29 protein-coding genes are annotated in these 18519 nt (G+C 45.9%); 11 read left to right on the top strand and 18 right to left on the bottom strand.

The window, feature by feature from the left end; translation table 11 throughout:
• The first annotated feature begins 131 nt into the window (after positions 1 to 131).
• Positions 132 to 416, top strand: a complete 285-nt coding sequence (locus BVI01S_RS00595) for a DUF4190 domain-containing protein (protein WP_061808825.1) — start codon at positions 132 to 134, stop codon at positions 414 to 416.
• A gap of 87 nt (positions 417 to 503) precedes the next feature.
• On the opposite strand, the gene BVI01S_RS00590 is transcribed toward BVI01S_RS00595, so the two are convergent.
• The 9 genes from BVI01S_RS00590 to BVI01S_RS22680 form a co-directional block, all read right to left on the bottom strand.
• Positions 504 to 1001, bottom strand: a complete 498-nt coding sequence (locus tag BVI01S_RS00590) for a hypothetical protein (RefSeq protein WP_061808824.1) — start codon at positions 999 to 1001, stop codon at positions 504 to 506.
• A 3-nt stretch (positions 1002 to 1004) separates the two neighbouring features.
• Positions 1005 to 1793 carry a hypothetical protein gene (locus BVI01S_RS00585; protein ID WP_061808823.1) on the bottom strand — a complete coding sequence of 263 codons (789 nt, stop codon included), beginning with the start codon at positions 1791 to 1793 and terminating at the stop codon, positions 1005 to 1007.
• A gap of 129 nt (positions 1794 to 1922) precedes the next feature.
• Positions 1923 to 2315: a DUF3021 domain-containing protein gene (locus tag BVI01S_RS00580; RefSeq protein ID WP_061808822.1), complete on the bottom strand. Its 393-nt coding sequence runs from the start codon at positions 2313 to 2315 to the stop codon at positions 1923 to 1925.
• Entirely contained in the window at positions 2287 to 2496 is a 210-nt protein-coding gene (locus tag BVI01S_RS00575; protein WP_061808821.1) for a hypothetical protein, read from the bottom strand. The genes BVI01S_RS00580 and BVI01S_RS00575 overlap by 29 nt, the downstream gene beginning before the upstream one ends.
• Positions 2497 to 2630: 134 nt before the next feature.
• Positions 2631 to 2978 (bottom strand): hypothetical protein, encoded by a 348-nt coding sequence (locus tag BVI01S_RS00570; RefSeq protein WP_061808820.1) that lies wholly within the window; start codon positions 2976 to 2978, stop codon positions 2631 to 2633.
• 113 nt (positions 2979 to 3091) lie between these two features.
• Positions 3092 to 3367 carry a hypothetical protein gene (locus BVI01S_RS00565; RefSeq protein WP_061808819.1) on the bottom strand — a complete coding sequence of 92 codons (276 nt, stop codon included), beginning with the start codon at positions 3365 to 3367 and terminating at the stop codon, positions 3092 to 3094.
• Positions 3368 to 3377: 10 nt separating this feature from the next.
• Complete coding sequence (locus BVI01S_RS00560; RefSeq protein WP_061808818.1) at positions 3378 to 3983, bottom strand: YdeJ family lipoprotein; 606 nt, start codon at positions 3981 to 3983, stop codon at positions 3378 to 3380.
• A 2-nt stretch (positions 3984 to 3985) separates the two neighbouring features.
• Positions 3986 to 4519 carry a GrpB family protein gene (locus BVI01S_RS00555; protein ID WP_061808817.1) on the bottom strand — a complete coding sequence of 178 codons (534 nt, stop codon included), beginning with the start codon at positions 4517 to 4519 and terminating at the stop codon, positions 3986 to 3988.
• Positions 4520 to 4635: 116 nt separating this feature from the next.
• On the bottom strand, positions 4636 to 4809 hold the full coding sequence (locus BVI01S_RS22680) for a hypothetical protein (RefSeq protein ID WP_094075250.1): 174 nt from the start codon (positions 4807 to 4809) through the stop codon (positions 4636 to 4638).
• Between the two features lie 150 nt (positions 4810 to 4959).
• On the opposite strand from BVI01S_RS22680, the gene BVI01S_RS00550 reads away from it, so the two are divergent.
• Positions 4960 to 5472, top strand: a complete 513-nt coding sequence (locus tag BVI01S_RS00550; RefSeq protein ID WP_156477265.1) for a hypothetical protein — start codon at positions 4960 to 4962, stop codon at positions 5470 to 5472.
• Positions 5473 to 5485: 13 nt separating this feature from the next.
• Positions 5486 to 5956: a GNAT family N-acetyltransferase gene (locus tag BVI01S_RS00545; protein WP_061808815.1), complete on the top strand. Its 471-nt coding sequence runs from the start codon at positions 5486 to 5488 to the stop codon at positions 5954 to 5956.
• 41 nt (positions 5957 to 5997) lie between these two features.
• Here the strand turns inward: BVI01S_RS00545 and BVI01S_RS00540 are convergent, their stop codons facing one another.
• Both BVI01S_RS00540 and BVI01S_RS00535 read right to left on the bottom strand, forming a co-directional pair.
• Positions 5998 to 6333, bottom strand: coding sequence for an NIPSNAP family protein (locus BVI01S_RS00540; protein WP_061808814.1), 336 nt, complete (start codon positions 6331 to 6333; stop codon positions 5998 to 6000).
• Between the two features lie 86 nt (positions 6334 to 6419).
• Positions 6420 to 7673, bottom strand: coding sequence for an MDR family MFS transporter (locus tag BVI01S_RS00535; RefSeq protein ID WP_061808813.1), 1254 nt, complete (start codon positions 7671 to 7673; stop codon positions 6420 to 6422).
• 99 nt (positions 7674 to 7772) lie between these two features.
• On the opposite strand from BVI01S_RS00535, the gene BVI01S_RS00530 reads away from it, so the two are divergent.
• Together BVI01S_RS00530 and BVI01S_RS00525 are read left to right on the top strand one after the other, a co-directional pair.
• Complete coding sequence (locus BVI01S_RS00530; protein ID WP_061808812.1) at positions 7773 to 9425, top strand: ABC transporter substrate-binding protein; 1653 nt, start codon at positions 7773 to 7775, stop codon at positions 9423 to 9425.
• 166 nt (positions 9426 to 9591) lie between these two features.
• Positions 9592 to 9942, top strand: coding sequence for a potassium channel family protein (locus BVI01S_RS00525; RefSeq protein ID WP_061808811.1), 351 nt, complete (start codon positions 9592 to 9594; stop codon positions 9940 to 9942).
• Positions 9943 to 9983: 41 nt separating this feature from the next.
• On the opposite strand, the gene BVI01S_RS00520 is transcribed toward BVI01S_RS00525, so the two are convergent.
• Positions 9984 to 10661 (bottom strand): hypothetical protein, encoded by a 678-nt coding sequence (locus tag BVI01S_RS00520; RefSeq protein WP_061808810.1) that lies wholly within the window; start codon positions 10659 to 10661, stop codon positions 9984 to 9986.
• 115 nt (positions 10662 to 10776) lie between these two features.
• Between BVI01S_RS00520 and BVI01S_RS00515 the strand changes: the two genes are divergently transcribed.
• The 4 genes from BVI01S_RS00515 to BVI01S_RS00500 all read left to right on the top strand — a co-directional run bounded on the left by BVI01S_RS00515 (position 10777) and on the right by BVI01S_RS00500 (position 13993).
• The gene (locus BVI01S_RS00515; RefSeq protein WP_061808809.1) at positions 10777 to 11661 is read left to right on the top strand and encodes an ABC transporter permease subunit; all 885 of its coding nucleotides are present in this window, start codon (positions 10777 to 10779) and stop codon (positions 11659 to 11661) included.
• On the top strand, positions 11654 to 12667 hold the full coding sequence (locus BVI01S_RS00510) for a hypothetical protein (protein WP_061808808.1): 1014 nt from the start codon (positions 11654 to 11656) through the stop codon (positions 12665 to 12667). Before BVI01S_RS00515 ends, BVI01S_RS00510 begins: the two co-directional genes overlap by 8 nt.
• A 388-nt stretch (positions 12668 to 13055) precedes the next feature.
• A complete protein-coding gene (locus BVI01S_RS00505; protein ID WP_061808807.1) occupies positions 13056 to 13679 on the top strand; it encodes an HNH endonuclease family protein in 624 nt (207 codons plus the stop codon).
• A gap of 71 nt (positions 13680 to 13750) precedes the next feature.
• A complete protein-coding gene (locus tag BVI01S_RS00500; protein ID WP_061808806.1) occupies positions 13751 to 13993 on the top strand; it encodes a hypothetical protein in 243 nt (80 codons plus the stop codon).
• A 72-nt stretch (positions 13994 to 14065) separates the two neighbouring features.
• On the opposite strand, the gene BVI01S_RS00495 is transcribed toward BVI01S_RS00500, so the two are convergent.
• Both BVI01S_RS00495 and BVI01S_RS00490 read right to left on the bottom strand, forming a co-directional pair.
• On the bottom strand, positions 14066 to 14443 hold the full coding sequence (locus BVI01S_RS00495) for a VOC family protein (RefSeq protein WP_061808805.1): 378 nt from the start codon (positions 14441 to 14443) through the stop codon (positions 14066 to 14068).
• 40 nt (positions 14444 to 14483) lie between these two features.
• Complete coding sequence (locus BVI01S_RS00490) at positions 14484 to 15005, bottom strand: SRPBCC domain-containing protein (RefSeq protein ID WP_061808804.1); 522 nt, start codon at positions 15003 to 15005, stop codon at positions 14484 to 14486.
• 243 nt (positions 15006 to 15248) lie between these two features.
• Here BVI01S_RS00490 and BVI01S_RS23030 point away from each other — a divergent pair, with 243 nt between their 5' ends.
• Positions 15249 to 15383: a hypothetical protein gene (locus BVI01S_RS23030; RefSeq protein ID WP_280512973.1), complete on the top strand. Its 135-nt coding sequence runs from the start codon at positions 15249 to 15251 to the stop codon at positions 15381 to 15383.
• Between the two features lie 77 nt (positions 15384 to 15460).
• On the opposite strand, the gene BVI01S_RS00485 is transcribed toward BVI01S_RS23030, so the two are convergent.
• On the bottom strand, positions 15461 to 15871 hold the full coding sequence (locus BVI01S_RS00485; protein WP_061808803.1) for a DUF4181 domain-containing protein: 411 nt from the start codon (positions 15869 to 15871) through the stop codon (positions 15461 to 15463).
• 81 nt (positions 15872 to 15952) lie between these two features.
• Complete coding sequence (locus BVI01S_RS00480) at positions 15953 to 16357, bottom strand: DUF4181 domain-containing protein (RefSeq protein WP_061808802.1); 405 nt, start codon at positions 16355 to 16357, stop codon at positions 15953 to 15955.
• 193 nt (positions 16358 to 16550) lie between these two features.
• Here BVI01S_RS00480 and BVI01S_RS00475 point away from each other — a divergent pair, with 193 nt between their 5' ends.
• The gene (locus BVI01S_RS00475) at positions 16551 to 16913 is read left to right on the top strand and encodes a VOC family protein (protein WP_034761908.1); all 363 of its coding nucleotides are present in this window, start codon (positions 16551 to 16553) and stop codon (positions 16911 to 16913) included.
• 35 nt (positions 16914 to 16948) lie between these two features.
• Here the strand turns inward: BVI01S_RS00475 and BVI01S_RS00470 are convergent, their stop codons facing one another.
• Together BVI01S_RS00470 and BVI01S_RS00465 are read right to left on the bottom strand one after the other, a co-directional pair.
• Positions 16949 to 17962, bottom strand: a complete 1014-nt coding sequence (locus BVI01S_RS00470; RefSeq protein ID WP_061808801.1) for an HAAS signaling domain-containing protein — start codon at positions 17960 to 17962, stop codon at positions 16949 to 16951.
• Entirely contained in the window at positions 17959 to 18300 is a 342-nt protein-coding gene (locus tag BVI01S_RS00465) for a PadR family transcriptional regulator (RefSeq protein ID WP_034761903.1), read from the bottom strand. The genes BVI01S_RS00470 and BVI01S_RS00465 overlap by 4 nt, the downstream gene beginning before the upstream one ends.
• Positions 18301 to 18519 lie beyond the last annotated feature (219 nt).

The following is an 18519-nucleotide window of genomic DNA, read 5'->3' as shown; positions in this document are numbered from 1 at the left end:
ATATTAGTCTATTCCTTTTTCGGTAGATAGTCAAAGGGATGGTTTCGAGAAAATGCGAAGGAGTGCAGAGGTCCGTCCCTCACCCTTTCCCATGGTGGATTCATATACTTTTTCATAAGGAGGAGTGAGGAATGAATCATGAGCTAGAGAGGAAAGGCTTGAATGGAAAAGCCGTGGCGTCTGTCTTACTGGGGATCTTGTCCGTTGTGATGGTGATTTTTCCTATGGTGGGGGCGATTCTCGGTCTGATAGGCGCTATTCTGGGGATGATCGGACGGAGAGAAGTCAAACAGAATGGTCAGGAGGGGAAGCATCTGGCCGTGTTAGGGGTCATTTTTAGTTTTACGGGCATTGTATTCTCCATCTGTTGGGTAATCATGTCGTATATGACATTTTCGAGTATGATCTCTTCTTGAAAGGGTAAGGGAACCTCCTTAGTTGGACGTTCCCTTTTTTGTTTTCCTGGTGGAGGATGGGTGGAACATCATCAGGGTTTCCCTAGATTAGGTGGAAGCAGAAGAACCGTCCCCCTGCTTCGAGTCACCTTTTACTTTTGCTACTCCCATGGCAAAGTGACGGAACAGGATGTTTTCGACCAGCTCCCCTTCGTCCTCTTTGCAGTCCACGATCATGATGAGTTCGGAGTGAAAGCCTTTCAGCACTCTTCTTCTCTTTTTCAAAACGAGCTCTGTAAAGAGGCGAATGGCGAACCCAACCATAAATCCGACTGCAGCACCGATCAGTCCCCAGTAAATCGGTCCCCATGCCAGTTCAAACCCGATACTTGCTCCTATTACGGCAAAGGCCGTCGACAAAGCGGCTCCAATATCAATCAATGACGTGCCGTCTGACCGCTCCAATGTGTCAAATATCTTTCGTTCTTCCTTCATATTATCCAGGGGAACCACAAAGATGTTTTCTTGCGGTATACCTTTTTTCTCCAACGTGGCAACCGCCAACTCGATGTGAATGGTGTGCTCGAATGTTGAGAAGAGCTGCATCGTTTAGTTCACCTTCTTCCCTTTTAATACCTGAAACGATGGAGACTGGTAATTCTCCAAATAATATTTCCGTTGGTCCTTTTCATACAATTTATTATTTTCAACCGTGTTCATATAGGAATCAAAAATGGAAAAACCGTACAACGAAGGAAAAAACAACAGCCATTCCGCATCCAGGACAGCCGTCGACTCCGCAATCTCCCCCAGAAATAAAAGGGAAGTCGCTTCAAGACCGTGAGAATAGTAAAAAAACACGACCGTCCAAACGATGACAAAGAATGCCGTCACAATCCGGTGGATGTAAAGCTGCCCCAGGCCGGGGATAAACAGCGACCAGATCACGGCCATGACCGGATTTCGCTTGTCCAGATAATTGATCTCCAACGCCCCGATACTGAAGGTATTAAACCGGTGCTCTTCGCGGTCAGCCATAATAAACACATTATTCAGATCGACCGTCGTCCGGTAGCTGTCCCAAATACTGAAGATATACCCGGGGATATAAATCAATAACCACTGTGTATCCAAAATATCTTTCGCTTTTTCAATTTCCCCCTGAAAAGAATAGATCATCGCCAGGTTTACATTGGATTGGATATTGACAAGGACCTCCCATATGACCAGGACGAACCCCCTGAGATATTTCGATAAGAGCAGGTGCCCGAAACCAGGAAAGGCAGCACTCCACCAGGCAATGATATAGGGATTTCGAAGATGGATTTGAGTGGTACCCAGAAGACTTACATGAGCCCGGTACCATCTGGCGGTGTTGTCGTTCGAGTAATTTTGCATGGGTCACCTTTTGAATAAGACGTTTTTCTAGTTTTTTCCTTAGAGTCACAATTTATACTTAGGGTTTCCGTCATGACGATCATTATAAAAAAATAGCCCTCTTCTACAAGAGAGCCACTCGCCACCGTTCTATTCATTCTGTTCCCTCATATACGCCCGATTCCTCCATTTAAACAAAAAATAAGTACTTAAAAATAGAATCAACCCCATCTGATTAAAAAGGAAATATACCCTCGCTACATCCCTTATAGAATCCACGGGGTACGCACCGCTCAGCAGTAACGTCGGGAAAACCGTCACGAACATGACCAGATAATGAACCACAATCTGTTGGATGAAGCGCCATCGCTCCACTTCATAGATGACACTTGCCACTCCGAGGAAAAATGCGATCAGACCGTAAAGGAATAGTTGCTTCGAAATGGCCGATGAGCCTTCAAACAGTGTCCATAGCAGCCAAATGAGTGTAAAAAAAACAAAAGGGATGAGACCTCTAATTAATCCTTTTCTTAATAGATTCATTGGTTTCCTCGCTCTTTTTCAAAGTATAGTCATTCCAAGCATAATATGTAATCCAAAACGCGATCACGACCAAAAAAGGATATACCCCTTTATCCTCAGGAAGGATAAAGAAAAGTCCCAATGTTGTTAAAAGAAATGGTGGCATGAGGATCCAGTAACGCTTATTTCTATATGGATTCATAAAGGGATGCCTCCTATTAGCTTATACTCTAGATACGAAACCGGACTGTAAAAAGTTTCATATTTGGGAAGGTCCGTCCCTCTTCAGAACAAAAAAAGAGGCCTTCTTCAGTAAGAAAGCCTACCTTTCAAACCTCAACTCAATTTCACCGGGGAATGTAAATCGTCTGCATCCCGGTAGGACCGATAGGAAACGAATCTCTTTCCATCTTTCGATCCATCCAGATGCAAAATACGGCCAGCCCTGGTTTCCAGGTAGAAATCATGCCTGTCCAGATTTAGTCTGAAAAAGGAAAATGAATTCCCCAGCAGATTCTTCTTCGTTACGTGGGACTCAGGATTCAGCTGAATAAAAACCGCAAGCTCCTGTACGGACGATGACGGGATATCGGCCATCGAATAGTACGACCCTTTCACATTATCCTTCAACTTATGCATGGCTGCACGTGCCTTTTCTTTTAACCTCTTACCGTCAAATTCCATACGTCCACTCCTCACTCCGTTCCTATTAAAAAGAGTCCCCCATCTGTAAGAGAATCATCCGTCATCATGATCAATACATAAGAACTTTACTGATGAGGTCCGTCCCTCAGAAGCTAAAAGATCACTTGTATTCCCTGCCAAAGCAGGACTCCACAGCCAGCCATGACAAAGACAATATTGGCGACCATTGACTTCTTATTCCCCTTGTTTTTATCTTCAATCGCATCAAACAACCCCTTAAAAGTCCAAAAAAGAATCATCACTGACCACCCAATGCGGTCATTCGTTGGATCTTCATCGAATAAATACCTTATATAAATGAACAGGATAATCACTAGTGTGATTGTTCGAAAGGTATTCCATTTCTTTGATAATGCTTCTTTCTTCAATATGATCCTCCTAACCACTAATCTTCTCGATCAACCCAACAACCTCTTCCTCATCCCCCGCATCAACCGACACCTTCTCCGTACCATCCACGATTTTCTTCGTATACTCTTCCATCGACTCCTCGATTTGCTCACTGCTCGGCCAGTGCGATGGAACATCGTACACATTGATCGTGCCGTCGCCGTTGCCGCTATAGGTGACGGTTCCGTCTGCCGACGCTTTGCCGGTTAACACGATGACGTCTTCCGGATAGGCGACGCTCTTGTCATCATAAGGATTCAGCTGCTCTCCGGCTGAAATGTGTTGGACGTTCAGTTCTTCTACGTCTCCATTCCCGATTACCTGCAACCAGACGCGGGCGTATTCGACTTTTTCTGAAGGGTATGTAGCAAGTGGTTCCTCCGTGGCGTCCGATTCTTCTTGACCTTGATCTTGTCCTTGAGCAGTTGCCTCTTCCAAATCAACCGAATCGATTTCTTCATCCGTTTCTGCCGCTGCGTCTTCGCTTTCCTTTTCCGGTTGTGCCTGTTCCACCACCTGCTGCTGTTCACCGCTGCAGGCCATCAACAGGAATCCTATGGCGAGTATCATAATCATCAGCATTCGTTTCTTCAATTTCATTCCCCCAATACTCTCTCTATAAATGCTGCTTTCCCTTCCGAATACGCTTCCCGGTCATCCGGAAATTGATTTGCCAGACTTTTTTTCAGTTCTGCGTATTCTTTCCTCAAGGCAGGGTTTCCGTTCAACCGGTCCCTGAATAGCCGCTGCTGTTCCCATCGCGGTTCCCCTTCCATCATGAGATGCAGATGGGCGACACGCCTATCATGTTCAACCTTAATAAAGAATCTCCTCCATGGCCGTTCATCAAGCTCCACCGGCACAAAATGCCAATCATCCTCCGCAAGTTTTTCCGCAATCTCCTCCACTTCATCAAAAGATGGAATCATTGCCATCACATCAATGATCGGTTTCGCCGGAAGGTCGTGGATCGACGTGCTCCCCACATGCTCGACTTCTTTGACACCATAGGGACTCAAACCTTGCATGAGTTCCTTCACTTCCGCTCTTCCTGACTCGATCCAATCCGGATTCGGAGGTACCACCTCAATCGACTCCACGGCCCATTTTGGCCAATGACTATTTTCCATAACCTGTCACACCCTTCTCCAATTCAATCTCATCTTTGATTGAAATTTTGCTTGTATAAAAAAACAGACATCCCCAACGGAACCTCTGTCATCATGATTCAAATAAAACTCCTTGTTTAAAAAGAAAGACTCTGAAAAAGCGAAATCGTCAAAACCAGCGTGAGCAAGGAACCTGCTGCCGTAGAAATGATGATGGTTCGGTTATTCTGTTTTCGTTCAGGCTTTTGAAACTCGTGAATGGCGACAAGCCAGATCAACGTCGTAAGTAAGGCCATGATTCCTGTGGACATAGGCGTAGCTCCTTTTCTATCACTATACTTGAAGATAACACAGATTTAATTGCAAAAAAAGGAAAAGAATAGAAATTATATGGTAAAATGATTGAGAATTGGTACCGCTTCCTCTATTAAAATACCTTTACATAAGGAGCAATGATGACTTTGACAAAGTTACGATTCTTCCTATTAGTGATGAGCGCAGTCTTACTGGCAGGTTGCAATGACAAAGACCTGAATTTGACAGATGGGAATAAACAAATCACCCAGCAGATCGATGAAGTGATTTCTCATTATATTGTCCAAAAGTACGCCACCTCCTACTCCGGCACTGATAAGCAGTTTGAAGTTCACAAAGTCTATGGGACGAGCGAAAAGGATGGAGTCTTGAGTGTCTACATGTGGTCGTATTACGGGGGATTCAATCAAGCGACGGGAACCGAAGCCCAATCCGGACATTCACTGCCTGCCGTGATCCGCTTAAAACAAGATGGCGACACCTATTCGGTCATCGACTACACAGAGCCGCAAGACGGCAGTATGTACCAGTCCTCCCTGGAAAAAATGTTCCCGGCGAAATACGTCAAATCCGCACAGAAGGACAGTGCGAATATCGGGGGACTCGAAAAAGAGATGGACAAAAAAGTGAAAGCATGGCTGGAGAAGCCGGATTCCTAAGGGGGAAATGAGCATGGAACTGAACATAAGAAGACGGACACAGGAAGATATCAACGAATTCATCACTTGGACATATGACGGAATCTATTCGTTTTACGATAATAATAGCCAAGTAGAAAAAATCGAAGGATTGAAAGAGAGCGTCCATTTGGAACGAGCCTTTTCTGTCGTGGACGAGAATGAGTATCTTGTAGGAAATTGTGAGTTTTATGATGTGGAAGAAGACGGGGAAACCATCCTGGTCCTTGGGGTACAGATGAATCCTTCCATGACAGGAAAGGGACATGGTCAGGCATTCGTGCAAGCGATCATCGAACAGGGACGTGAACGCCTGAAGTTCACTCATTTGGAATTGGCCGTCGCGGATTTTAATGAACGAGCGATCCGGACGTATGAAAAAGAAGGGTTCCGGAAACGGGGATCATTCGAAAATGAAATACGGGGCGAAAACTATCAATTTAGTATTATGGCGAAGGATTTTTGAAAAAATAAGGGTCAGCCTCAAAGGTCTGACCCCCATCCCCATCACGTCACAGTGGAATCAATAAAATCCTGATCGATATGATAAAAATGTTCTTTCAGGTTCTCTCTTCCACCCCATTTCCCGTACCAATCCTGCACCCGTTTCACATGAGCCACGTCGCCCCTCACATTGGCTTCGATCCTCTCGTACTCTTCATAACTGTCATATTCCCATATCGCAAACACTTCCACTTCCCCAGCTGCATGCTTCGTCATCCATCTTCCCACCAGCCTGGATCCATACTTCAACTGCGTCGGTAACAGCGTTTGATTAAAATGCACATTGAAATCCTCGATAATCCGTGGAGACACACGGTACATCTTTCTTCGATAGATCATAAAGTTTCCTCCTCTTTTTTTGAGGGACGGACCTTCCAAACGACCATTTGCGTGAAAGGATTTTACTATTTAGAGGTCCGTCCCTCTTACTTCTCTCCACTCACACCCAATACCTTCGCTTTCACTAAACTTCCGCCAAATAGTCCCGTGTAAACCAGAACGGTACCGAGCATAACGATAAAGCCAATATACACACTCATCATCGTCGGCATCAAGAAGGCTCCAATGATAATCGTGGATCGTGCGACAAGGTCCGCCCCGCTGAAGGACAGATTGGAAAAAGCGGAGTAAGATCCCCGCTTGTCGCTCGGGATCATGTTCGCCTGTTCTGCGTTTCGGATCGGTGAGTAGATCAGCTCTCCCATGGTCGCAATCAGATTGAAGGCGATCAGGACGTACCACGTGTTGGCGGATGTAACGGTCACATAGCCGATGCCATACAGGAGCAGCCCGATCAAGAGAGCGTTCTTTTTATTCAGACGATCTGTATAGCGATTGATGATGAACGTCAGGCAAACGACGAGCAGCATGTTCTCGATGTTCAGGATACTGAGCATCCTGACTCCAACAATTTCGAAACTCCCGATGTTCACGACCTTGAAGGTTTCTGCCAGGCGGATCCCGATATAGCTGTTCAGGGAAAATTCTGCTGCGAAGATGAAGGTGGAACCTGCCACCACTTTTACGAAAGCGGAATCCCTGAAGGCAATCCGGTAATTGTTGACGAGATCGACGAACACATTTTCATGTTTTTTCTGAAGCTGATCTTTAAAATGGTCCTGAAGCCAGATCCCATACGCAATGGGGATCGTCGTCGATGTAAAGGTCAGCATCATGAATAATTCTGTTTGATGATTCAAATACAAGAGTCCCCCAAGGGCGGCCCCGATCGCCATACTCAAATTGACCAGCCAGTAATCCAGCGCGTAGACAGCTTTCCGGTTCTCCGGCGTGGTCGAATCGATGATGATGGCATGCATCGCCGGACGGCCGAGGCTGCTTGTGATGATGAATCCGATATACGCACCTGCGAACAGCAGGATCAGGTTCTTTTCTGGAAAAAGACTGACCGTCATGATGAAAAAGAACAGGGCATTCAGCCAAGATGTTGTGAGTAGAACCTTTTTCCGTGGAAAACGGTCCGAAATGTATCCCCCGACCAGATTGACACAGAATCCGATCACGACGGTCCCGATCAGAAAGATCCCTGCCCAGATTTTATTCAGTTCCTGTGCAAAGAACAGCGCCATGAACGGCATGACTGCGGATGAAACGGCACGATTGAAGAATGACGTGATCATCCGTACTTTAATGTTTTGAGGTAATTCCTTCCACTTCATGTTGTTCCCCCTCCTCTATTTACTGTATAGTAAACTAGACGGAACATTATAAAAATAGACACTTTTCAAATTGATGTCCCCTTTTAGGAGGAAAAGCATATGGAGAACAAATTACTCACCCTTTGGAGGTACTATCCCTCAGGCAGCATCCGCGTTGAGGAAATCTCTGAAACCCTGCAATTAAGCCATAAACAGACCTCCCGCTACTTGAAAAAATGGAACGAAGAAGGCTGGATCGCCTTCACTCCGGGGCGCGGGCGTGGGAATGTATCCGCTTTGAAATGGAAAAGAGATGTGGAGGAAGTGTTCGAAGAAGAAGTCGTGAAGCGGATCGAGCAGGAGCCGATTGACGAGAGCAGCAAGTATCTCATGTACGATTGGTCCACCGACAGCAAGATGAGGCTGATGAATCATTTCCACAGTAAGCTCGGATTTGTGAAGGCGCCCAAGGATAAGCTGATCGTCCCGAAGCGCTATCCCTTTTTCTCCATCCACCCGTTGGAGGCGGCAGACGTCATGAGCGCCCACCTGGTGGCGAACGTCTTCAACCGCCTTGTTTCCATTACACAGAATGGGGACATCTTACCTGAACTTGCGCACAGCTGGGATGTTTCCCACCCTAAACTCAGACTCTATTTAAAAAAGGATGTCCGTTTCCATGATGGATCCATTCTCACCGCAAAGGATGTCGCCCATTGCCTCGACCGGCTAAAGAACTGCCGGCATTACCGGGAACTATGGGAGCCGATCGAAGAAATCGAGGTCAAAACCCCTCTCATCATCGACATCCATCACCCAAGTGGCTGCAGCTACATCCTCCCCATGCTCACGATGATGTGTGCGAGCATTTATAAAGAAAACAAGGGACGGACCTTGGGGACAGGCTGCTTCTCCCTTGAAGAGAATACCGATTCGAAGACCACCCTTACCGCTTTCAAGGAGCATTTTCAGGAAAGGCCACTCCTGGATACGGTCGAATTCGTTCAGGTGCCTAAGGACTTCAGGGGAATCTATCACTCTCAAATAGAAGAAAATCAGTCCAGCTCGGTCGAGTTTGAGAGTGATTCAGGATTCGGCATCGTCGTCATGAATGCACTTCCGGGACGAGATTCCCAGATTCAAAGGAAAGAAGTCCGGGATTATCTGCACTGGGTGATCGCGAAGAACCGCCACACCCTCCCTGACCTCGATCCACGCCTAACTCCGAACGGGAAAAGCATTCTCGTCGGCAAGGATCAAGGCATGACGATCCCCGAAGTCGATCGTCCCCACTTCACGGAACCACTCGTGATCCGCTGTGCCAATCATACGGCGAAAACGACCGAGTGGCTCGTAGAAATCTTTGAAAAAGAAGGGATTCCCGTTGAAGTTCGGTGGTTTTCATTTGCCGATACCCTGACACGGCAGCCGGAGACCTTACATGTCGATCTGTTCATTCACGGGGAAATCTTTGAATCCAATCAGGATTTTTCGTTTTATCACTTTTTGAAAAACGGCTATTCCCCTCTTGTCGGTCTTTTTGAAAAAGACGGAGTATGGAGGGAGCTTCTCGACGAATATCAACATACGCCCTTTGAGGACTGGACCGCACTAAATATGAATCTGGAAAATAGCCTCATAAGGGAATCGATCATGATCCCTCTTTATTATGAGAAACGGTACATCCCTTTTTCCACCGACATTATGAATATCGAAACCAAGCATTTTGGATATGTGGACTTTGCAAAATTGTGGGTGCGTCCGGAGGTTTAGGGGGAAGCGGTTCTCCTGCTTCCTTTTCGAGGAGAATCGAGATGATTTATCGATCCGCCCTTTCATTACCGGTCGAATCTCTCCGAATCCGCCCCCTTAGAGACTCTTCTCAACCTACCTCCCATCTGTTATGCTATCAAAAAACCAAACAATCAAAGGAGTCACCATGATTTCATTTTTCCTCTCACTAAAGCGACTGCTCAAAGCCCTATGGCAGGCTTTTAAATTAAAAAACTTCCAGGTACTCTTCACCATGGTGCTGGTCATGTTATTCTCAGGCACCCTTTTCTATGTGAAGCAGGAGGGCCTGTCGGTGATCGACGCCCTTTATTTTTGCGTAGTCACGTTAAGCACGATCGGGCATCCCACCTTTGAACCTCAGACCACATTCGGTAAGATATTCACGATGATCTATATTTTTGGCGGGAACGGGGTCTTCATCGGAATGATCGGGTATGTGGCGTATGCCATGATTCAGAAGCCGGAGAAACAAAAAAGGAATGCTGAGAGTGAATAGCATTCCTTTTTTATTTGGAAGCACGAGAACCGTCCCCTTGCTTACCTTTCAAACTCCAATGTCACCCCGTCCCCGTTCTCTTCGTCGGCTTTCATGATGTTGACGGTTTGGATATATCCCTTCACCGGGTCATCTCCATGGACCATGGACGAATCGGGATCTGCTTCTTTTAACACCTGAAGTCCGGCCAGCTCATCCAGGGCGCCGGCTTGTTCGACTAATTGCTCCTTGATATCTTCTTCCTGCCCGGCCGGTTCAAAGGTCAATTCAAACCGGTAGCGGGTCGATAAATCCGGTCTGTAGTATGTCTTCTCCTTGAGTGATCCGTCTTCTTCAACCGAAGTTCCGATCCCTACCGTATTCGCAGGCACTTCATTCAGAGTCCCAGCGGTTTTTTCCTTAATTTCTTCCGCCGTTGCATTTCCCTTATATGGAATTAAATTAATCTTTAAATAGGTATCAGGCGGAAGATCCGTTTCTCCTGATAACACCATATTCTCCCCATCCAATGTTAGAGTTGCATCAATCTTGAACGCAGACTCTTCAGGCTCTTCCTCCACGACTTCCTCCTGCTCCTGTACGTCCGCTTTTTGCCGGTGTTCTTTTTGTACTTCCTTCTGCTCTGCGTTTTGAGCGAATGGATCAAAGACGACCCGGCAGGCTGTAAGAAACAAACAAGTGGAAGTGAGTAAAACAAATACCATTATCTTTCGACACATTTACATATCACCTTCGACAATATTTTCTGAATTGTGTTTACTATTGCATGTCTTTATTGTAGCATGTATATTGTAAAATTTGTAATTTTTCCTAAAGTTAGGCAGGGGAGTTTCTATGAATAAAGTAGTACGCACGCCCTTTCATTTTATCATTGTGTTCATCGGTTTGTTTCTACTCAGCGGCATCAGCGCTTTGTTGGATTATGATACAGAGCTTGTCATCAATGTAGGAGCATATGGTCTTCGATTATGGCAGACGATCCTTGAACTCGCCTCACCTTCTTCCATCGTCGTCCTCTGGGGAGCAGAGAATAAACAATACGGAATGTTCGACATCTTTCTCACTACCTATCCGTATTCATTCACCATTTTGTTCATCTCATTTATCGTCGCCATCTTGATTTCGGTTGTCGCAAGTTACCTGATGATGCTTATGCCGAGAAATCTATTCAGAGCTTCAGAAAAAGTCGTCAACATCCTCGACGGAATTCCGGATGTATTCCTCGTCGTGTTGTTCCAATTGTTCATCATCTGGTTATTTAAAAAAACAGACTTTCTCTTATTTGATATCTACACTACCGGGGAAGAACAGATTTACATGCTGCCCGTCATTTGCCTCTCGTTTCTGCCTGTGGTGTTTTTAGTCAAACAATTCTTATTCCAATTGAAAGAAGAGGAAAGTAAGCCTTACGTAGAGTTTTCCTTTTCAAAAGGGTTCAAAAAGAGTTATACGATTTGGTTCCATGTGTTCCGAAATGTGTGGATCCACTTCTTCTTGCATTTGAAGCCGATCTTTCTTCTCATGCTTTCGAACCTGCTTGTCATCGAGATTTTATTCAATATCAAAGGCTTCATGACGGTCCTGCTCAAAACGGCCACGTCGTCATCTCCTGCCTTTTTCATTGGGATGCTTCTCATATTTGTCCCGTTTTACATCGTGTTTACGATCGGTTCCCTACTGTTGAAGAAATGGCTGAAAGGGGGAGAATACAATGTCTAAGACACTCGTCAAACGATTGGCCTTTCCGGTGTCGATCATCGTCGCCCTCCTTGTGGCGAGCTTTTTGATTCCGGTTTTGAACACAGATTACGATAAAATCACGCAGTACTTGATGGATGAAAACAATAAGGTGACGGCTGCACCGCCATTTACACCGGAAGAAATGCCGCCGCTCGGGAGTGACCGGCTGGGTCGGAACTTTCTCTTCCTCCTTATTGCCGGCGCAAAATTCACCATCTTCGCAGCCCTTTTCATCGCGGGCCTCCGGATGATTTTCGGCTTTGGGTTCGCCCTTTTGTACACCTTTCTACCGGGAGCTTTCACCCGGACATTGAAAGGATTGGGTGAGGCGTTTCAATATCTCCCCCTTGCTATCGTCGTGTTCGGGCTATTGGCACCGCTCGAGGGCGCTTTCCAGGGAGACGCCCTTCCGTCCGGCCGATACTTCTTCATCCAGCTGGTGGGGATTGCCGCCATCACGATTCCTTCTCTTGGAATCTATCTCGGAGAAGAAATGAAGCTCTTTATGAAGCAGGAATTCGTCGATGTGTCGAAGACGATGGGAGCAAGCCGCTTTCATCTCATTCGCAAACATCTGCTGCCCCAATTTCTGCGTCAATCGATTGTGTTATTTTCCGAACAGGTGTCACAGGCCCTTTCCTTGCTCATTCAGCTCGGCATCATCCTGATGGCCCTTGGCGGCATGAAGATAGCTGAATTTGCCATCGGTCCCTTTGAACCGAGCAACCCGGTCTATTTTTCGGAGACAAACGAATGGGCTGCGACGATCAGCATGAACATCCAACAGGTGTTCACGAATCCGCTGCTTGTGGTCGTACCGTTGATCCTGTTCTCGATCCTGATCCTATCGATTAATTCCATCAGCTCCACGTTAAAGAAGGCGCTGATTGACAGTGATGTGAAAGTTAAAAAGAAGGTAAAAGAAGAGAAGACATCAAACGAACCAATAGTTCGTTCTGAGGAATTGTTTACGTTTAAGGGGTGAAGCATGGGGACGGTTCTCGTGCTTTCTTTTTCAACCAAAAAGAACCAGAAGAACCGCCCCACACTTTTTCCAATTATTTCAAACTCACTCTGTCCTATCCACACCTTTCTCCATGTAGTCATTACGTCACACAAATCTCTCACTCCCGATGACCACCTGATTCTGAAGGTACAGGCATAAAGATTCATCTTTCTAAAAGCCCCCTGATTTACAAAATATTAACTTGTGAGAAGCTTATTCCATCCCCTATCATTTTAAGTAGAAGCGAACACACCTTATGCTATTTCCTCTAAAAAAATCATGTCTCACTGCCTGCGCTGTTTCACTATGAACATGTCTTTCTCTCAGGGAAATCATGTTGATATAAAAAAATCCAGGAGGCATCCCCATGCTAAAGAATTCATTGTTGTTTGTCGTTGTCCTGCTTCTCTCGTTCGCTTTATTCATGCCGTCCGCACTCGCATTTCCGCCCGGCACACCGTCCAAGTCCACGGCCCAATCTCAACTGAACGCCCTGACTGTGAAATCAGAAAGCTCCATGACCGGCTACTCCCGGGATAAGTTCCCGCACTGGATCGGGCAAGGAAATGGCTGTGACACACGACAGCTCGTCTTGCAGCGTGACGCTGACAGCTACAGTGGCAGCTGCACGGTGACGTCAGGTTCATGGTACAGTTATTATGATGGAGTTACGTTCACCGATCCATCCGATCTTGATATCGATCACGTTGTCCCTCTTGCCGAGGCATGGCGCTCCGGAGCCAGCAGCTGGACGACACAGAAGCGGGTGGACTTTGCCAATGACCTGAGCGGCCCGCAGCTCATCGCCGTCAGCGCAAGCTCCAACCGTTCCAAAGGTGACCAGGATCCATCCACATGGCAGCCACCGCGTTCCGCTGCCGCCTGTGGTTACTCGAAATGGTGGATCAGCACGAAATACAAATGGGGCTTAAGCCTACAATCTTCAGAAAAGACCGCACTTCAAAGCATGCTAAACAGCTGCGTGTATTGATTTTTGGGAAGCACGGGGACGGTTCTCGTGCTTCCTTTTTGAAATTCAAACCCAAAAATGGAGGCCTACATATGGAAAAGAGATCAACGGTTTTTACTGCAACACACGGGGTCATGACATCTGAAGTCGGGGTGATCAGTGGAGAACTTGAACTGGTGACAACTTGTGAGGAGAATGGTGCCCTTACGCTGTCGATCACCTACGTGGGGGCTGAGGAGTGGTATTCACTGCCCGGAGAAGAATATCGCTTGCATGATGTGAGGGATCATGAGGTCGTGCATAACATGCTTGCTGCCGTGTTGGAAAGACCTTAAAAAAAAGAAGCGCGGGGTTCCCGTGCTTCTTTTTCAAAATCAAGAAGAATCAACAGAACCGTCCCCATGCTTCTACTTCCTCTCCATCACCGCAAAGTAATTCTCTTCATGATCAGCAAAGTTAAACACCCTGCCGGCAGGCATATTGACGATTTCTCCTACTTTGATTTCCTTGTTGGATAAATCGGTGTATAGTTCATCAAACCGGTCGGTGAAAAACATTAGGGAAGGCGTACCCAGATTGACCCCAGCTGACATCTTTGCCACGAGTTCCTTATTGTGCAAAATGATGCTGGTTTCGGCGTCCTTCGGTGCCACTTCGATCCATCTCATTCCTTGACCGTTGTCTTCCTCTGCCTTCACGGTGAACCCTACTTTTTCCGTCCAAAATTTTACTGACTCATCTTGGTTATTGACGTATAACATGATTTGACCGACTTTCGTAATCATTGATTGGTCCACTCCTTTAGTATCTATTCACTTATCATTTTTACTTATTTAGTACATGAAGAGCTTCTTCCAGACGATCCCACGTTTCCGTGATGCCTTGGATCATGCCCATGTCCATAACAGTCTTAAGGGCGTCTTCTGACGAATATAGAGAACGGCTGATCAGCTTTGTCCTGCTTCCCATGTCCATGAATTCCATTGTCACTTCCGTTTCAGGCAGGTCTTCATTTGTGTTACCTTCTGCATCCGAGAATGCATCGACGTAGACGATCTTCTCCGGCTCGATGATTTCTTTATACATCCCTTTTCCCCATGATTCCATTCCATAGAATTGACCTTGGTTGGAATCCACGCACTTCATACAGTAGTGCCAGACACCGCCTGGACGGAAATCCACACGGCATACAGGTAACTCCCAGCCTCGTGGTCCCCACCAAGCCTTAAGATGCTCGGGCTCCTTGAACATACTGAATACCAGGTCACGGGGTGCATCGAAAATCCTCTCAAGTACAAGCACCCGGTTATCTTCTACTTTGGAAAGCATTTGATTGCTGTTGGACATTTCGTTTCCTCCTCAAGTTCTAAATGAGATGAAAATACGTATGTAATGCCATGATGGCCTTTCTGCAAAAAAAAGTACCTCTTTGTAGTATTCTTCAGAAAAACCTTAATTCCTTCTGAAGAAGCACAGGGACGGTTCTGTTGCTTCCTTCTTGGTTAATAAAGAAGCGGCAGAACCGCCCCCCATCCATGATCACATTCATTTCCCCAGTGAAAATGGAGCATACTATCCAAAGGAGGCGATATGATGGCGGACAAAAAGAAAACACCCAAAGAATACAGCACATCCGAAAAGAAACACGACCGACACAACGATAACGCCAAAGCGGCAGCCTCTCTACAGTCCGAAGCCCCAAGGATCAGTACAGATAATCTTTGAGAGGAAGCAAAGGGACGGTTCTCGTGCTTCCTTTTCGTTTAAAAAAAGAAGCAGCAGAACCGTCCCCATGCTTTTGTTTAAAATACCAATTCAATTCCCACTGTTAATAACAAGAGTAATAGACCATATCCGAAACTCGTTTCCAATACTGTATAGGTACATTCACGTTTATTCTCAACATACTTCCATTCCATGTAGGCTTTCAGGAATGAACCGCTGAAGAGCAGGATCAGCACGTAAGAGTAAGGATTCTGATACCAGTACTCAAAATCAAAAATGACATCTATAATGACGCAGGAGAACAAGGCGAACACCATTATTTTCCTGTGTATTGTATCCGCTTTTTCATGGTGTTCATTAATGATATCATGGGAAAATATTTTCCGTTTGTCCACACTGAGCCAGCTGCTTATCCCTCGGTGGAATGTGTACATCAGCAAAAGATAGATCATCAAGATGAGAATGACTTTTAAGAAGAAGAGTCCCATCCTTCTCCCCCTTTCCGAAAAAAGATTTTTAGGGATATGTCCACTACAGAAAAGGAGGCAGCAGAACCGTCCCCATGCTTCTTAAAAAGAACCCAGCAACCCCAACTGCAACACAACCACTACGGCTGTGATCACCATGAACCATTCTGCTACCGTTAAGATCGCCTGCTTCGGGACTTCACTATATCTATACTCAAAGAATGCCTTCACCCCATAGTCCAGCAGGGAGGTGAATATCATTCCCACTATCAACAAATAATGTAAGGCGTCATTGTTAATCAGAACCAGTATGAGAATAGGTAAGATGAGCCCAGTCAAACGCCCCACCCATTTGTCCACTTGACGATGCAATTCATTAATATAATTGTTAGAAAAGAACTCCATCTTTACTTTCTCGATCTTCAACGTTCTTCGTAAAATAAATTTAACAAGCGAGATAAGGGCAAACACGACCAACGCAATCAAGACAAACTTCAACCAAAACATTGGGCACCCCCTGTTCATCTATTTGACGATTTTCAAATCATGAAGGTTTCAATGAACCCCTTGTTCATTAGCATATATATCCATAATAAGTAAATCTTATCATACATAATAAAGGAATCGTCATTTACTTATTAAGACGGGAGGGATAGGATTGGATTAAGGTTACAGTCCACTCAAATAAGGAGGAAATACGATGATTCTTGGTCTGCACCACGTCCAAATCACCATTCCAAAAGGCTCTGAAAAGGAAGGGAAAGACTTCTATTGCGGTCTTCTTGGCTTACCTGAAGTTGAAAAACCCGCCTCACTAAAAGGTCGGGGCGGGTTTTGGTTAAAAGTCGGGGACCGAGATGTTCACGTCGGTACGGAAGACGGATTTGACCGATCCCAAACGAAAGCGCACTTGGCTTATCAGGTCGATGATATCTCCAGTTGGAGAAACGTGTTAGAGAAACAGAACATTCAAATCCTTGAAGGAATCCCGATCCCCGGATTCGAACGTTTCGAGTTCAGGGACCCATTTGGGAATCGGGTGGAAATGATTCAAGCGGTTTAGAAGCACGGGGACGGTTCTCGTGCTTCTTTTTAAAATCAAATGGAAGCAGCAGAACCGTCCCCATGCTTCCAGGCTTTTTTAAATCCGTCATAGCTGTTGATCACGGCTGCGACTAGTAGCGCAACGGATATGGTCAGGTAGAGCCACTGGAAGTTGAAGGAGCCGTTGAAGAGTTCCTGGATGCGATCGATGAATCCGGGATTCAGCAACTCCATATTCCTGAACATGAACATAAAGGCTAGTACGGGAATGAACTGATAGACTGCATTCATGATGGCAAGCTTCCTGGTCCATACCCCTGCTTTCCACTTTTTAAGAAGCAGGTGAAGTTCCAGGGCGATCAGGAACACGACCAATGGCCAATATCCGATGAGTACATCACCGTTAAAAAAAGGAGTGAATATTCTTCCGCTATCAGTCTTTTCATACATACCGACAATACTTGCGGCTTTAAAGTAACAGGTTGCCCAGATGATCGTCCACACCAAGCCTCCGAAAATCTCAAACTTGGAAATTCGTTTTTCTTTCGGAATATAGGGAATGTCTTTCAAGTCATCAGGCGTCCACTCTTTCCCTTTCATGGTGATGGGAGTCTGACTGTCCGTTGAAACGGTCCGCTCGATGACGGCAAAGGTGAGGGTCAGCCAAAAGAAGACCTGCATGGCTGTTCCGATGGCCTCGCCCAGCCCATTTCCTACAATCGACAAGAGGACCCCGATGGGATTTGATTCCCCTGAATAGCTCAAAACAGATGAAACGGCCAACACGATGAACGTAATCGCAACGGAAAGCGGGAGAATGATCTTCAAGAGCGTTACATACAGATCATAATATCTTGGCCCGATCAGATGCATCGGTCTGTCTTGATAATTCGAGGCAAGCACAGCTGGATTCCCGAGTGAAGTCAGTACCTCCCTCACATCCTCTTCTGTGTAATCCTCCGGCAGCATGTCTTCGATCGTCGATTTCAATTCCAAGGCAATATCCTCCCGGTTCTTCTCCGGAAGCCTTCGCATCACTTCTTGAATATAGAGTTCAACAAGCTTCATCCTTCCTCGTCCCCCTTTAATAAAATGGCCAATTCCCCAGACATCTTTTCCCATTCGGTCTGTAATTGCCCGAGAATCTCAATGCCGTATTCGCTCAGCACATAATATCTCCTCGGCCTGCTTTCCGTCCGGTCCCAGCTGCTCGTGACCAGTTCCTGTTTCTCCAACCGGCGCAGCAGTGGATAGAGTGTACTCTGCTCCATTGAAATTCCGCTTTTCTCCAATAGTTGTACAAGTGAATATCCATACTGCGGTGTCCGCAATTGACTTAGTACCGCCAGGGTCAAAGTCCCCCTCCGCAGCTCCGTCGTCAACGATGTCAGCAGTGACTTATCCATATGTTCACCTCTTTGATTAAAAATACTGTGTGTCGTACACTATATGCTTTATACTATGTATCATACACTATAGACGTGCAGAAAAGAAAGACATTTTTTTCAAGGGGAAGCATGGGGACGGTTCTCGTGCTTCCTTTCGGTTAGAAAAGAAGTAGAATACCCCTCCGTCACTCATTCCCACTATTTCCCGTCTCCCTTTTTGTTTTATTTCTATTCCAA

The sequence above is a fragment of the Rossellomorea vietnamensis NBRC 101237 genome (assembly GCF_001591825.1).
Classification (GTDB): Bacteria; Bacillota; Bacilli; order Bacillales; family Bacillaceae_B; genus Rossellomorea; species Rossellomorea vietnamensis.
Note: the sequence above shows the minus strand (reverse complement) of the source record. Positions and strands in the feature narration are given on the sequence as shown.

Bases quoted from the DNA above. Each gene is read 5' to 3' on its own strand.
- BVI01S_RS00490 (WP_061808804.1), bottom strand. From the start codon at position 15,005: ATGTCCAACAGCAATCAAATGCTTTCCAAAGTAGAAGATAACCGGGTG.
- BVI01S_RS00545 (WP_061808815.1), top strand. From the start codon at position 5,486: ATGGAACTGAACATAAGAAGACGGACACAGGAAGATATCAACGAATTC.
- BVI01S_RS00465 (WP_034761903.1), bottom strand. From the start codon at position 18,300: ATGGATAAGTCACTGCTGACATCGTTGACGACGGAGCTGCGGAGGGGG.
- BVI01S_RS00570 (WP_061808820.1), bottom strand. From the start codon at position 2,978: ATGGAATTTGACGGTAAGAGGTTAAAAGAAAAGGCACGTGCAGCCATG.
- BVI01S_RS00535 (WP_061808813.1), bottom strand. From the start codon at position 7,673: ATGAAGTGGAAGGAATTACCTCAAAACATTAAAGTACGGATGATCACG.
- BVI01S_RS00585 (WP_061808823.1), bottom strand. From the start codon at position 1,793: ATGCAAAATTACTCGAACGACAACACCGCCAGATGGTACCGGGCTCAT.
- BVI01S_RS23030 (WP_280512973.1), top strand. From the start codon at position 15,249: ATGATGGCGGACAAAAAGAAAACACCCAAAGAATACAGCACATCCGAA.
- BVI01S_RS22680 (WP_094075250.1), bottom strand. From the start codon at position 4,809: ATGTCCACAGGAATCATGGCCTTACTTACGACGTTGATCTGGCTTGTC.
- BVI01S_RS00470 (WP_061808801.1), bottom strand. From the start codon at position 17,962: ATGAAGCTTGTTGAACTCTATATTCAAGAAGTGATGCGAAGGCTTCCG.
- BVI01S_RS00525 (WP_061808811.1), top strand. From the start codon at position 9,592: ATGATTTCATTTTTCCTCTCACTAAAGCGACTGCTCAAAGCCCTATGG.
- BVI01S_RS00555 (WP_061808817.1), bottom strand. From the start codon at position 4,519: ATGGAAAATAGTCATTGGCCAAAATGGGCCGTGGAGTCGATTGAGGTG.
- BVI01S_RS00495 (WP_061808805.1), bottom strand. From the start codon at position 14,443: ATGATTACGAAAGTCGGTCAAATCATGTTATACGTCAATAACCAAGAT.
- BVI01S_RS00480 (WP_061808802.1), bottom strand. From the start codon at position 16,357: ATGTTTTGGTTGAAGTTTGTCTTGATTGCGTTGGTCGTGTTTGCCCTT.
- BVI01S_RS00475 (WP_034761908.1), top strand. From the start codon at position 16,551: ATGATTCTTGGTCTGCACCACGTCCAAATCACCATTCCAAAAGGCTCT.
- BVI01S_RS00515 (WP_061808809.1), top strand. From the start codon at position 10,777: ATGAATAAAGTAGTACGCACGCCCTTTCATTTTATCATTGTGTTCATC.
- BVI01S_RS00485 (WP_061808803.1), bottom strand. From the start codon at position 15,871: ATGGGACTCTTCTTCTTAAAAGTCATTCTCATCTTGATGATCTATCTT.
- BVI01S_RS00575 (WP_061808821.1), bottom strand. From the start codon at position 2,496: ATGAATCCATATAGAAATAAGCGTTACTGGATCCTCATGCCACCATTT.
- BVI01S_RS00580 (WP_061808822.1), bottom strand. From the start codon at position 2,315: ATGAATCTATTAAGAAAAGGATTAATTAGAGGTCTCATCCCTTTTGTT.
- BVI01S_RS00500 (WP_061808806.1), top strand. From the start codon at position 13,751: ATGGAAAAGAGATCAACGGTTTTTACTGCAACACACGGGGTCATGACA.
- BVI01S_RS00530 (WP_061808812.1), top strand. From the start codon at position 7,773: ATGGAGAACAAATTACTCACCCTTTGGAGGTACTATCCCTCAGGCAGC.
- BVI01S_RS00520 (WP_061808810.1), bottom strand. From the start codon at position 10,661: ATGTGTCGAAAGATAATGGTATTTGTTTTACTCACTTCCACTTGTTTG.
- BVI01S_RS00590 (WP_061808824.1), bottom strand. From the start codon at position 1,001: ATGCAGCTCTTCTCAACATTCGAGCACACCATTCACATCGAGTTGGCG.
- BVI01S_RS00510 (WP_061808808.1), top strand. From the start codon at position 11,654: ATGTCTAAGACACTCGTCAAACGATTGGCCTTTCCGGTGTCGATCATC.
- BVI01S_RS00540 (WP_061808814.1), bottom strand. From the start codon at position 6,333: ATGATCTATCGAAGAAAGATGTACCGTGTGTCTCCACGGATTATCGAG.
- BVI01S_RS00505 (WP_061808807.1), top strand. From the start codon at position 13,056: ATGCTAAAGAATTCATTGTTGTTTGTCGTTGTCCTGCTTCTCTCGTTC.
- BVI01S_RS00595 (WP_061808825.1), top strand. From the start codon at position 132: ATGAATCATGAGCTAGAGAGGAAAGGCTTGAATGGAAAAGCCGTGGCG.